Below are 11,541 nucleotides of genomic sequence, written 5' to 3' on the forward strand. Positions count from 1 at the left end.
ACAACGGTATGCTAAGAACAAAAATGCCGTTCACTCTTAAGTGAACGGCATTACTACCCTTAGGTAGCGTTTTAATTAAAGCAGATAAGTAATCGGGATTACTTAGTTACTTTAAGAACTGGAGTTTCGCCAACAGTTACAGAACCAGAAAGCTTGTTCAGCTCCTTGATTTCGTCCATGTTAGAGATAACAACTGGAGTAAGCGTAGATTTTGCTTTCTCTTCTAGAAGCGCAAGGTCGAAAGTGATGATTGTGTCACCAGCTTTAACAGATTGACCTTCTTCAGCTACACGAGTGAAGCCTTCGCCTTTAAGTTCAACAGTATCGATACCGAAGTGAACGAAAAGCTCAATACCGTCGTCAGACTCGATAGAGAATGCGTGGTTTGTTTCGAAGATTTTACCGATAGTACCGTTAACTGGAGCTACCATTTTATCGCCAGCTGGTTTGATAGCAATGCCATCACCAACGATTTTTTCAGCGAAAACTACATCTGGCACGTCTTCGATGTTTACGATTTCACCAGAAAGAGGTGCGATGATTTCGATTGCACCAGCATCAGCGCTGTCATCAGATACAAGCTTTTTCAGTTTGTCAAACAGACCCATTGTGTCATGCTCCTAACGTTTAGTTTTATTCTGTAGAATATACTATACCAATCTAACAAATTAGACGACTATTTTTAGCCGTCTAACTTCATTAAGCTCTTGGTGATTACTGAGTTTTCTCAGCGATGAACTTTTCTACACAAGCTTCAATTTCTGCAGCTGTAGGTAGAGATAGTGCTTCGTCAGCCATAGCTTTAACTTCAGCGAAGTTAGAGTTACGGATTACTTTCTTAACTTTAGGGATAGAGATACCGCTCATAGAGAACTCATCTAGACCCATACCAAGAAGAAGTAGAGTTGCACGCTCATCACCTGCTAGTTCGCCACACATACCTGTCCATTTACCTTCTTTGTGAGAAGCATCGATTACTTGCTTGATAACAAGAAGAACCGCTGGAGATAGTGGGTTGTATAGGTGAGAAATCATTTCGTTACCACGGTCTACCGCAAGTGTATATTGCGTTAGGTCGTTAGTACCGATAGAGAAGAAAGATACTTCTTTCGCTAGGTGGTGTGCGATTGCAGCGGCTGCTGGAGTCTCAACCATTACGCCGATTTCGATTTCTTCATCGAAAGCTAGGCCTTCAGCGCGAAGTTCAACTTTGTACTCTTCGATTGCTTTTTTCAGTTCACGGATCTCTTCAACAGAAATGATCATTGGGAACATGATGCGTAGTTTACCGTGTGCAGATGCACGTAGGATACCACGTAGTTGGTCACGTAGAATTTCACGACGATCCAAGCTGATACGTACTGCACGCCAGCCTAGGAAAGGGTTCATCTCTTGTGGAAGGTCCATGTATGGTAGGTCTTTATCGCCACCGATATCCATAGTACGGATAATCACTGACTCGCCTTCCATTGCTTCCGCTACTTCTTTGTAAGCAACGTATTGCTCTTCTTCAGTAGGAAGTGCAGTACGGTCCATGAATAGGAATTCAGTACGGTACAGACCAACGCCTTCACCGCCGTTACGCAGAATACCGTCACAGTCTTTTACTGTACCGATGTTGCCACAAACTTCTACACGGTGACCGTCTAGAGTTTCAGCATGTAAATCTTTTAGTTTTGCTAGTTCAACTGCTTCTGCTTCAAAATCAGATTTGATTTTCTTAGCTTCTGCTAATTCAGCGTCAGAAGGGTTGATGATGATCTTGTTGTTCATCGCGTCTAGCACAAGCATGTCGCCGTTTTTAACTTGCTTAGTAATATCGTTAGTACCAACGATAGCTGGAAGCTCAAGTGAACGTGCCATGATTGAAGTATGAGATGTACGACCGCCGATGTCACAAGCAAAACCAAGAACGTAGTCTAGGTTGATTTGTGCCGTTTCAGATGGCGTTAAATCGTAAGCAACTAGGATAACTTCTTCATTGATATCTGCTAGAGATACAATGTTGATGCCTAGTGCATTTTTAACGAAGCGAGTACCGATATCACGGATATCAGTCGCACGTTCTTTTAGGTACTCATCATCAAGCGACTCAAGTGCAACAGCTTGCTCTTCGATCACTGTGTAGATCGCGTTGTCTGCGTGCATTTTGTCTTTCTTGATGAGTGCTAAAATCTCTTCTTCTAGCTCTTCATCTTCAAGCAGCATGATGTGGCCTTCAAAGATTGCTTCTTTTTCTTCGCCAAAAGTTTCAAGTGCTTTTTGCTTTACAACTTCAAGTTGTTGAGAAGATTTGTTACGAGCGTCAAAAAAACGCTGAACTTCTGCTTCAACTTGATCGTCTGAGATAGATTGAGTGTTTAGGACAATTTCATCTTCTTGAAGTAGTAGTGCTTTACCGAAAGCAATACCAGGAGATGCTAGGATGCCTGAAATCATAGCCTTACCTTAGTTGTTCAACTGTAAACGGGAGAATGTGTGACTTTAAGTCGTCGACTAATGTCGCGCTTATTGCTATCTATTTCGAATTGCTATCTATTTCGAACAAAGCCACTTTGCTGTGCAAAATGGCTTTGAAAGAAGGAGACCGTATTAGTGTAGTTGATCCATAAGAGCAACTAGGTGGTCTACAGCTTGCTGAGCTTGAGGGCCTTCAGCTGAAATAGTAACGTTAGTACCTTTTACCAGGCCTAAAGTTTGTAGTTTGAACAGGCTTTTCGCGCTAGCGCTTTTGCCGTTAGAAGTCACTGTGATGTCAGCGTCGAAAGATTTTGCTTCTTTAACAAACTGTGCAGCTGGACGAGTGTGAAGACCGTTTTCTGCTGTGATTTCTACTTGCTTCTCGTACATTTTATATACCCCAATTAATTTATTTTTTGTAAGTTTGTAACCAGATTTAGCTTAACTGCTTTAGCTCAAATGCGCTAGAGGCTAGTACGCCATGTTCGTGTTAGAACTTAGACTGGTTATAAATTTTTATCCAGCCATGGTCGTCTTTTGTTGAGTACTCATAACTTTCAGAATTTGTTTATTGCTTCTTTTATTTTGAAGCGAAAAATAAAACAGACCCGATATTACCAAAGGTGAGGCAGGGATCAACAAAAAAGCCCCTAAATGGGGCTTTTTTGGACGAAAAATTGATTTGACCACATATTATTGTTGGTTCTCTTTTTCCGTAAAGATACCAGCAAATAGGGCCGTACTAAGGTAACGCTCGCCCGAGCTTGGTAGTACAGTAACGATAGTTTTTCCTGCAAATTCAGGTAGTTCCGAAATTCTGTTTGCTGCTACTACTGCTGCACCAGATGAGATGCCCGCTAGGATACCTTCTTCTTTCATTAGGCGTTGAGCCATCTCAATTGCTTCTTCAGAAGTTACTGACTCTACACGGTCAATAATGTCTAAATCTAGGTTGCCAGGAATGAAACCTGCGCCAATACCTTGGATTTTGTGTGGTGCTGGTTTGATTTCTTCACCTGCAAGTGCCTGCGCAATCACTGGAGATTCTGCTGGTTCAACAGCTACAGAAGTGATGGCTTTGCCTTTTTCACCTTTAATGTAACGACTTGTTCCAGTGATAGTGCCACCTGTACCTACACCGGCTACAAACACGTCGATCTCACCATCTGTTGCTTCCCAAATTTCCGGGCCAGTTGTCTGCTCGTGAATTTGTGGGTTCGCTGGGTTGTTGAATTGTTGCAGTAGTAGATACTTGTCTGGGTCTGAAGCAACAATCTCTTCAGCTTTAGCAATCGCGCCGTTCATACCTTTTGGTGCTTCAGTTAGCACTAGGTTTGCGCCAAGAGCTTTAAGCAGCTTACGACGTTCTAGGCTCATTGATTCAGGCATTGTTAGTGTTAGCTTGTAACCGCGCGCTGCAGCAACAAATGCAAGAGCAACACCTGTATTACCACTGGTAGGCTCAACAAGCTCGATACCTGGCTTAAGCGTACCTGCTTTTTCTGCTTCCCAGATCATGTTTGAACCGATACGACACTTAACGCTGAAGCTTGGGTTACGAGCTTCGATCTTAGCTAGGACGTTACCTTTGCTTACTTTGTTTAGGCGGACTAGAGGTGTGTTACCAATCGTTAGGGTGTTGTCTTCGTAGATCTTGCTCATGCGATATTCCTTCATTTAATGACAGAACTAAACGTAGTATATCTACCAATTTACCGTCTAGTGTCTTTCGATGTTTGTTTAGCTTGAATTTAGATTAAACAAGTTGAAAAAAAGGTAAAAGGATTAAAAAGTTATATCATATAGAGATGTCGCAGGATTCACGCCTATCTTTATTGAAATCAGAACTTCAAAAAGATAGGCGTTGTTAGAGCAGGCTGTAGAACTATAGGCGAGAGCGTAGGGCTTGGTCTTTAAACTCTGCAACCCACATTGCAGTAGCGCCGCAGACGGCAACTGGCATCACAATCAGGTTTAAAACTGGAATGGTAGTAAACACGGAAACAAGTGCGCCGAAGCTGTAGCTCTTACCTTGCTTTTGTTTCAAATTATTTCTCATGTCATCGAACTTGATTTTATGGTTGTCGAATGGGTAGTCAGCGTACTGAATAGCTAACATCCATGCAGTGAAAATGAACCATAAAAACGGTGCAACAGTTTGTCCTAGCGCTGGAATTAACAAAAGTAGGAACAAACCGATCGCTTTTGGCAGGATATAGACAAGCTTGCGCCATTCTCTTGCTAAAATACGAGGGGTGTCTTTAAGCACATCCAGTAAACCATCATCATTGACTTTTTTACCACTCAGCAGTTCTTCGACTTTTTCCGCGAGTAATCCGTTGAAAGGTGCGGCAATAAAGTTAGCGAGTGTACTGAAGAAATACGAAAACGTGGCCAAAACGGTTAACACAAGTAGTGGCCATAGGATATATGACAACCACGACAAGAAACTTGGCAATGCACCAATCCAGCCTTCAATCCAAGTGTTTAAGTTGGAGAAAATATAAAATAAAGCACCGCCCACAAGTAACACGTTAGCGATAAGAGGAAGCAGTACAAACTTACGGATACTCGGCGATAAGGCAATTTTTATTCCGAAAATAAAATAGCCAAAGCCAGAGCGAGGAACAGATTCAATAGTCATATTTAAATTGGGTCACATGTGAATTTGGTTAAATAGCAAACATCTCTAGTGTACTCGACCGAAATTAAGAAAAAAAGCGTGGTGAAAATCACACCAAGTAATGAACTAATTGTATTAAGTGGTTCTAAAACAGTGGCTACTTTTGATAGAGTAGTGAGATTAGCCAAATTAACCTAACTTAGTGACAGCGTGTTTATAGCTAGTTGACTAAGAAAGCTGAGAGCGAAAAATGCAGGAATTGCGATTTGTACTCATTATTGTTGGCGCATTAGCTATCGCCGCACTATTGTTCCATGGTCTATGGACGAGTAAGAAAGAAGGGAAAGCAAAGTTTGGAGATAAGCCGCTTGGTAAGCTTGATAACGACAGCTTAGATGAAGCTGAAACGATCCCAAACCGTTCATTCGCTCCTGAGGATGATTTTGAGATAATCCGAAAAGAGCGTAAAGAACCGGATTTTGCTGTCTCACCGTCTGCAACTGATCCGCTGATTGACTCAGATCCATTGTCAGCGCCACAGCAAAAAGAAGCTCACGAAGACGAAATAGAATTGAATGATCTTCCTTCTTTCAGTGTTGAAGACCCGATCGAAGTTAAAGGTGAACTTGAACAGGTTGAGGAAGAGAAGGTTGTTGAACCTGAAGTTCCTAACTTTGAATTGACTGACGAGCAAAAACAAAATCACGCAGGCTTTAAAGAGCAGTACGGTTCGTTTGAAGAAGCCTCTGATACGGTCGCTGATCCACTACTTTCTAGCGAAGGCTTAACGCCAAGCGAACCATTTATTGGGAAAGAAGTGGTTGCAGCACAAAGTGTTACTTCGGTTGAAGAAACTAAGTTAGATAAAGATGCTAACTTAGCAGAAGAAGCTCAGTTGGGTGACGAAGTTAATTTAGTTAACGAAAGTAAGTTAGATGAAAAAGCTCATTCAGATGAAGATCTTGGCCTTGAAGTCATTGTTCTTAATGTTCACTGTGCTGGGGAGATCCCATTTGTGGGTACTGAACTTTTCCGTAGCATGGAGAACAACGGCCTAGCTTATGGTGAAATGTCGATTTATCACTGCTTTGCACAAGCGAGCGATGAGCCAAAAGTTATTTTCAGCGTAGCAAATATGATGCAGCCAGGAACACTAGAACATGACGATCCTGCTGACTTTACCACAAAAGGTATTTCGTTCTTTATGACGCTGCCTTGTTATGGTCAAGCTGATCAAAACTTCAATGTGATGCTGAGTGCTGCACAGAAAATTGCCGACGATATGGGCGGAAACGTATTGGATGAGTCACGTAACTTAATGACGCCAAACCGTTTGTCTGATTACCGTAAGCAAATCCGAGACTTTATGACGGTAGCTAACGCCTAGCCGTATTGTTTAGCCTTGTAAATAATCTATATTTATAGAAAAGGGCTCCTAAGGGAGCCCTTTTTGATATTTCAATCACGACAGAGAATGATATGAAAGAATCGATTCAAGTTACCTTAGAGCAGTTAAGAGAAACTCTGCACTATCATGCCGTTCGTTATTACGTAGAAGATAGCCCTGAGATCCCTGATGTCGAGTACGATCGATTGATGCAACAACTGCTAAAGATCGAAGAAGAGAACCCAGAACTTGTGACGGTAGATTCGCCGAGTCAGCGTGTCGGCGGTCAGCCTCTAGACGGCTTCACTCAAGTGACCCATGAGATCCCGATGCTTTCTTTAGATAATGCTTTCTCTGATGACGATTTAGATGCGTTCAATAAGCGCATGTCTGATCGAGCGCCAACTGCGAACCTAAAGACCTTCTGTTGTGAACCTAAGCTTGATGGTTTAGCGGTGAGCCTACTCTATGTAAAAGGCACCTTAGTACAGGCAGCGACGCGTGGTGATGGTGCGACTGGCGAAAATATTACCGAAAACGTGCGTACGATCAGCTCGATTCCGCTTAAGTTACAAGGTGAAGGTTGGCCGGAACGTATTGAAGTACGTGGCGAAGTGTTTATGCCAAAAGCGGGCTTCGACAAATTGAATGAGATGGCATTAAAGAAGGGCGAGAAGGTCTTTGTGAATCCACGTAATGCCGCCGCAGGTAGCTTACGTCAGCTTGATTCTCGTATTACAGCAAAACGCCCCTTGGCTTTCTACGCATACAGTGTCGGTGTTGTACAAGGCGCTGAGCTTTCAAATAGCCACTATCAACGTTTCCTACAGCTCAAGGCTTGGGGCTTGCCTATGTGTCCAGAGACAAAGCAACTAAGTTCTCTTGAGGATGTAAAAGCCTATTACCAAGATATCATGACTCGTCGTGACACCTTGGCTTATGAAATTGATGGGGTGGTGATTAAGGTTGATGACATTGCCGCACAAGAAACTCTAGGTTTTGTTGCACGAGCACCTCGCTGGGCTATTGCTTACAAGTTCCCAGCTCAAGAAGAAATTACTCTGCTCAATGATATTGAGTTTCAGGTCGGTCGTACAGGCGCTATTACGCCGGTTGCTAAGCTTGAACCTATTTTTGTTGGCGGCGTGACGGTGAGTAATGCAACGTTGCACAATGCTGATGAGATCGCTCGTTTAGGAGTGAAGGTCGGAGATAGCGTGATTATCCGCCGTGCCGGTGACGTGAGTGTCACCTTAGCAAGTAATGTTTCATATAGATAATTAAGCCATACTTGCTAAGTTGATCCATGGCTAGTTAGTCACTCTTTATAAGGGTAAAACTTCTAGACCAGAGCTAAAACCAAATTGGTAGTAAATAATGACAGAATTTAAGTTTAACAATGATCAGCTCTCAATCATTAAAAAGTTGGAAGCAGATCTTGATTTAAACATGCTAGAAATAGCAATCAGAGAAAGTGCTTTCCACTCACTTAGAAGCGAAGACCAACTATCATTGTTGATAGTAGCGAATGCATGTTATCGCTCTGGTTTTAAGGTAATTAGTGATTCTCAGTATGATAAATTCAGTAATGAGTTTGCAGAAAAAAATCCTGAACATCCGTTTGTTACATCTGTTGAATCAGAGGTTATGAGCTTAGGTAAAACAGTTTCGCTCCCTCAAAAAATGCTATCTACAGATAAGGCTTATTCTAAAGAAGAGATTCAGAAGTGGCTTGACCGAATTCTTAAGGCTTCAGATGCTTTGTCTATAGACACTAGGGATATCAATATTCGAGTTACACCAAAACTCGATGGTTATGCAGCCTTTGATGATGGCGAAAAGCTATATACAAGGGGCGATGGTGTTAAAGGTCAGGATGTTTCGAGAGCATTTGAGCGTGGACTTGAAATTGCACGAAGTGGAGAGCGAGGGCTTGGCGCTGGTGAGATTGTTATCGACAAAACTTACTTTGAAGAGAAGCTAAGTCAATACTTTGAAAATTCACGTAATATTCAAGCAGCCATTATTGCAGAAAAGAATGTTGATCCGCGAGTTCAACAAGCTATTAATGATGGAGCCTGTGTGTTCTACCCATTCAGTTTGATTGATAATTGGACTGGTCACTATAAAGAACTGATAGCTAACTTTGAAGATATCATCGATCAGATTTGGAATGCTGTGGGATATGATGTGGATGGCGTTATCTTAGAAGCGACAGACTCTCGCATCAAAGAATACATGGGTGCGACGAGGAAATTCCATCGCTGGCAAATAGCCTTTAAGATTAATGAAGAAGCCGCTGAAGTAGAGGTATTAAGTGTAACACCACAAACCTCCAGAACAGGGAGAATATCCCCTGTCGCTGAGTTAGTGCCGACCAAGATCAGTGGCGCAACCATAAGTAGGGTGACAGTTCACCATTATAAGATGGTTGAAGCAAATGGAGTGGGTCAAGGGGCTATAGTTCAAATTGTTCGAAGTGGTCTAGTAATACCAAAGATCGAAAAGGTTATTAAACCAGTAGAAGTTCAACTACCTGAAAATTGCCCTAGCTGTCAATCTCACCTTATTTGGGAGTCGGATCATTTGATTTGCCCTAATAAGAATGATTGTCCAGCACAGACAGAGAATACCTTGATCCATTTTTTTAAAACCTTGGGTAACAACGATGGATTTGGTCCTAAGGTTATTGAGAAGTTGAGTAACTATGGTATTAAGCATATACATCAAATCTATCAGTTGAAAGCACATCAATTTGTTGGTTATGGCTTTGGTGAAAAAACTTCTAAGAACCTATTTAATCAGCTTCAAGCTAGCCGCGACGTTGAGATTGAAGATTGGCGATTTTTATCTGCATTTGGGGTAAGCCGCTTAGGTGGCGGAAACTGCGAAAAGTTACTCCAACATTACGCATTAACAGACCTATTTTCTCTTTCCGCTGAAGATATAGCTATGCTTGATGGCTTCGCAAAATTGAGTGCAGAGGCTATTGTAGAAGGGTTATCAAAAATTAAGGATGAGTTCTTTAAGGTTTATACGCTTGGTTTTAATCTGGGTATTACGCCTAAGGATTCAGAAGAAAGTGATCTTTTATCTCCGATAGCTGGGGCAGTGATAGTGTTCACAGGCTCAATGGTTCAAGGTAAAAGGAGTGATATGGAGAAGCAGGCTAAATCTTTAGGGGCTAAAGTTGGGAAATCTGTAACTAGTAAAACAACCTACCTTGTAGCTGGGGAAAAAGTTGGTGAGACTAAAATTAATGGTGCTAAAGATAAAGGTGTTAGTGTTCTTTCAGAAAGTGAATATCTTGAGCTTCTTCAAGGATAATAAATAAAATTGGGTAGGAGCTTAAATTTTTACCTGATGATGAAAAGGTATAGTAGAGCACTGTCGATTTAGCTGTAATGGTAACAGTAAGCCTATAACTCCATAATTATGTGTAGACGGTGGATTAGTCGGGACGCGATGATCTGCCGTTTTTTATCTAAGGTTTAGCTAATCCTAACAGAATGTTTTTACTCATACGTACCCCCCTTTAGAGATTAGTTAATATCATACGCATTTTATTAATGTGCTATTCCTTATCAAAATTAATTCCCTCTCGTTGTTAACTTACTAACACTCGGCTATCTATTGTTATTCCAGTCAAATTTGAATGTTCGCTTCTCACCACTTGGCGACGTTTACACTATAGAATTAATTCATTATTTGCTTAATGGACAAAATTACGGACACGTTAATTTTGCCCCTTTCCTTATTGGTGAAAGGCAAGGGAGTCAGTCTTACTCTGAGAGTTTTCGTTAGATTATCTAATGCTCGATGTGAGGTGTGTAGAAATATTCATCTCGTTTATCGACTAGCGTTTTTTAATCTTAATCTTTTAAAACATAAGTTTACGTTGATGCATTAAGCTGATATTTGTTACGATGCCCCACTTTTAGATCAAATGAATTGTTATGTATTTTGGAGGCTAAATGGGTCGACTACCATTTTTGGTAAGCCAGTTCCGAGCTGCAATGGAGAATCTAAATCCCTGTGATTTTGATGGGACATCACTTTCTGTTAGTAAGTTTCCCGACGCTTGTTGTGATGATAGTTCCCAGCTACTGGCTGCATATTTGAGTGATAACGGATATTTTAATTCAAAGCTAATTCGTGGAGAAAATGGTGGTTATAATAGAGAGTTAGGATCTCACGTTTGGCTCTATTTGGATGGTTTCTACATTGACATTACCAGCGATCAGTTCAACGAATATGGCTATAGGAATCCGCCAATAATAATGGCCGAACATAATGATTTTTTGTCTACTTTCGAAATTCAAGACAATGGTATTGCCGATTATCGTATCCACTTGAAAAAGTATTCATCTCCGGGATTGGAAAGAGCCTTTGAATTCTGTTACGCAACCGTTTTAGAGAGACTATCAGATAGTGGATAATATGAGTATTAACGGAATGTTTTTCGTTAATGCTCTAAGTTATGGCTATTTGGCCATTTTAATCATCTTGAGGTTAGTAAGCGTGCAGCATACTAGCGCTGTGTATTTGGAGTATAGATGGTCTTAGATAAGTTTGATATTAAACAAATTGGTTGGAATGGTAGTTTTCAAAGTGTTTTAGATTTATTTTCAGAACTTATTAACTATCAATTAGCCCCAAATCAACATAAAAAGCCTGAACAATGTCTAGAATTTGAGGCCCTTCTTGAATCCTCTAGCACTTTGAGTAAATGGCAAGAGAGTAAGGCTAATAACGTTAAAAACCCTGTGTTTAAGTTGTTTCAGAAAAAGTATAGAACGTTCAATAGAAATGATTTCAAAGCATTAGGGACGGAAATACAAGCAAACGGATTGTTTTTGTCAAAAGGACAGATTCTCTTTCGTGGAGTTTGCTCGGAAAATAGTAATGATAATTGGTATCTGCCTGTATCTACAACTTTATCTCCCTATATAGCAATTTATCACGCCTTGAAAAATGGATACATCAAGCCTATAAAAATATACGCAATTGAGATTACCCCCTCTGGCAGGATAGTTGTCACTGTTAAAATTTAACCAGTTTGGGCGATAAA

At 41.0% G+C, this 11,541-nt stretch carries 9 protein-coding genes and 1 pseudogene; 5 read left to right on the plus strand and 5 right to left on the minus strand.

Annotated features, from left to right (window positions below):
- Positions 1-98: 98 nt before the first annotated feature.
- The 5 genes from crr to cysZ form a co-directional block, all read right to left on the minus strand.
- Positions 99-608: a PTS glucose transporter subunit IIA gene (gene crr, locus AB6E08_RS21405; RefSeq protein ID WP_009847364.1), complete on the minus strand. Its 510-nt coding sequence runs from the start codon at positions 606-608 to the stop codon at positions 99-101.
- Positions 609-714: 106 nt separating this feature from the next.
- Complete coding sequence (gene ptsI / locus AB6E08_RS21410; RefSeq protein ID WP_009847363.1) at positions 715-2,439, minus strand: phosphoenolpyruvate-protein phosphotransferase PtsI; 1,725 nt, start codon at positions 2,437-2,439, stop codon at positions 715-717.
- Between the two features lie 153 nt (positions 2,440-2,592).
- Positions 2,593-2,850: an HPr family phosphocarrier protein gene (locus AB6E08_RS21415; RefSeq protein ID WP_004734263.1), complete on the minus strand. Its 258-nt coding sequence runs from the start codon at positions 2,848-2,850 to the stop codon at positions 2,593-2,595.
- A gap of 303 nt (positions 2,851-3,153) precedes the next feature.
- On the minus strand, positions 3,154-4,122 hold the full coding sequence (cysK, locus tag AB6E08_RS21420) for a cysteine synthase A (RefSeq protein ID WP_012604562.1): 969 nt from the start codon (positions 4,120-4,122) through the stop codon (positions 3,154-3,156).
- A 223-nt stretch (positions 4,123-4,345) separates the two neighbouring features.
- Positions 4,346-5,104 carry a sulfate transporter CysZ gene (gene cysZ, locus AB6E08_RS21425; RefSeq protein WP_012604561.1) on the minus strand — a complete coding sequence of 253 codons (759 nt, stop codon included), beginning with the start codon at positions 5,102-5,104 and terminating at the stop codon, positions 4,346-4,348.
- A 229-nt stretch (positions 5,105-5,333) separates the two neighbouring features.
- On the opposite strand from cysZ, the gene zipA reads away from it, so the two are divergent.
- The 5 genes and pseudogenes from zipA (at position 5,334) to AB6E08_RS21450 (ending at position 11,524) form a co-directional block, all read left to right on the plus strand.
- Positions 5,334-6,470, plus strand: coding sequence for a cell division protein ZipA (zipA, locus tag AB6E08_RS21430; protein WP_372067057.1), 1,137 nt, complete (start codon positions 5,334-5,336; stop codon positions 6,468-6,470).
- Positions 6,471-6,562: 92 nt separating this feature from the next.
- Positions 6,563-7,747: pseudogene (ligA, locus tag AB6E08_RS21435) on the plus strand (NAD-dependent DNA ligase LigA); the annotation flags it as partial.
- A 100-nt stretch (positions 7,748-7,847) separates the two neighbouring features.
- Positions 7,848-9,797 carry a BRCT domain-containing protein gene (locus AB6E08_RS21440; protein ID WP_372067060.1) on the plus strand — a complete coding sequence of 650 codons (1,950 nt, stop codon included), beginning with the start codon at positions 7,848-7,850 and terminating at the stop codon, positions 9,795-9,797.
- Positions 9,798-10,444: 647 nt separating this feature from the next.
- On the plus strand, positions 10,445-10,909 hold the full coding sequence (locus AB6E08_RS21445) for a hypothetical protein (protein ID WP_372067063.1): 465 nt from the start codon (positions 10,445-10,447) through the stop codon (positions 10,907-10,909).
- Positions 10,910-11,026: 117 nt separating this feature from the next.
- Positions 11,027-11,524 (plus strand): hypothetical protein, encoded by a 498-nt coding sequence (locus tag AB6E08_RS21450; RefSeq protein WP_372160250.1) that lies wholly within the window; start codon positions 11,027-11,029, stop codon positions 11,522-11,524.
- The last annotated feature ends 17 nt before the right edge of the window (positions 11,525-11,541 follow it).

The organism is Vibrio sp. 10N.247.310.24, from assembly GCF_041467175.1.
GTDB lineage: Bacteria > Pseudomonadota > Gammaproteobacteria > Enterobacterales > Vibrionaceae > Vibrio > Vibrio tasmaniensis_A.